The sequence below is a fragment of the Sulfitobacter sp. HI0129 genome (genome assembly GCF_001635395.1).
GTDB lineage: Bacteria > Pseudomonadota > Alphaproteobacteria > Rhodobacterales > Rhodobacteraceae > Sulfitobacter.
Genome location: NZ_LWGH01000868.1, coordinates 1 through 1,519 on the forward strand (window position 1 = coordinate 1; position 1,519 = coordinate 1,519).

2 protein-coding genes are annotated in these 1,519 nt (G+C 64.3%); both read right to left on the reverse strand.

Annotated elements, in window-relative coordinates:
- The coding region (locus A3764_RS20360; protein ID WP_150122334.1) for an endolytic transglycosylase MltG at positions 1-689 on the reverse strand (689 nt) is incomplete at its 3' end.
- Positions 689-1,519 (reverse strand): beta-ketoacyl-ACP synthase II (locus tag A3764_RS20365; protein ID WP_067952032.1); only part of this gene is annotated, 831 nt, incomplete at its 5' end. The genes A3764_RS20360 and A3764_RS20365, both read right to left, overlap by 1 nt.

Here is a 1,519-nt window from a genome sequence, read left to right on the forward strand (position 1 = left end):
AGCTGCGCCTCCTGCGCCGCCTTCATCTGGGCAAGGATCGCCCCGCGATCGTCCCCCGGACGCACCTCGTAGCTGTCGGGCGCCAATGTACCCTCGGCCGGGACCTCGCCGATTTCACCGTTGAGCAGGTCGATAGACTTCAGCGCCTCGACCACCTGCCAGCTTGTCACGCCCTCGGCCATGGCCACGCGAAAACGGGTGTCGTTCTTTTCCTTGGTCTCGGTGTAAAGCACCGGCGCTTCCTCGGCGGCCGGGTCGAACTCGGCCCGCTCGACAAAGCGGTTAGTCTGCGGATCAAGCTCACGCACCTGTACCGACACCGCGTTCACCCCGATGCGGTAGACGACTTCGGTACCGCAGGTGCTGGCCCCGCCCCGGGTAATCACATCCACGATTTCCTGCATGGACTGTTCGGGCTGGACCAGAAAACTGCCCGCCTTCAGATTGGATGTCTTCTCTTCGTAGTCCGCGCCGATGCGAAAGATCGACCCGGATGTCACCGCGCCCTGCGCCTCCAGATCACGGCTGACCTGACGCATGTTCGATCCCCGCTCCACCTGCACGCAGATGGCCTGCGCCAGCGGTCCGGGTTGCTGGTACTGCGCGCGCCCCCACAGGATGAGCCCGCCCAACAGGAACAGGCCCACGATCAGCAGGGTGACCGCGTTGGACGCGATATGACGCCACATTACGAAACTTTCCCGAAGACGACGCTCGCGTTGGTGCCCCCGAAGCCGAAGGAGTTGCTCAGGGCAACATCGATCTTGCGCGCCACCTTCTTGTTCGGCGCCAGATCGATGGGGGTTTCCACCGCCGGATTGTCGAGGTTGATGGTCGGCGGCGCCACCTGATCACGGATCGCCAGAATGCTGAATATCGCCTCGATCGCGCCTGCGGCCCCCAGCAGATGCCCGGTCGCTGACTTCGTGGAAGACATGGTGACCTTGCCCGCATGTTCACCCATCAGCCGCTCCACCGCGCTAAGCTCGATGGTATCGGCCATCGTCGATGTGCCATGGGCGTTGATGTAATCGACATCGCTCGGCTCCAGATTCGCGTTCTTCAACGCCGCCCGCATGGACCGTTCGCCGCCTTCGCCGGTCTCCGACGGGGCGGTGATGTGATAGGCGTCTCCCGACAGACCATAGCCCAGCACTTCGGCATAGATCTTCGCACCCCGCGCCTTGGCGTGTTCGTATTCCTCCAGCACGACGATACCCGCGCCTTCGCCCATGACGAAACCGTCGCGGTCCACGTCATAGGGGCGGCTGGCCTTCTTGGGGTCGTCGCCGCGCTTGGTGCTCAGCGCCTTGCAGGCGTTGAAGCCCGCGATGCCGATCTCGCAGATCGCCGCCTCCGCGCCGCCCGCGATCATCACATCCGCATCGCCGTGACGGATCAGGCGCGAGGCGTCGCCGATGGCATGGGCCCCGGTGGAACAGGCGGTCACGACCGAATGGTTCGGCCCCTTGAACCCGTAGCGGATGCTGACCTGCCCCGAGATCAGGTTGATCAGCGC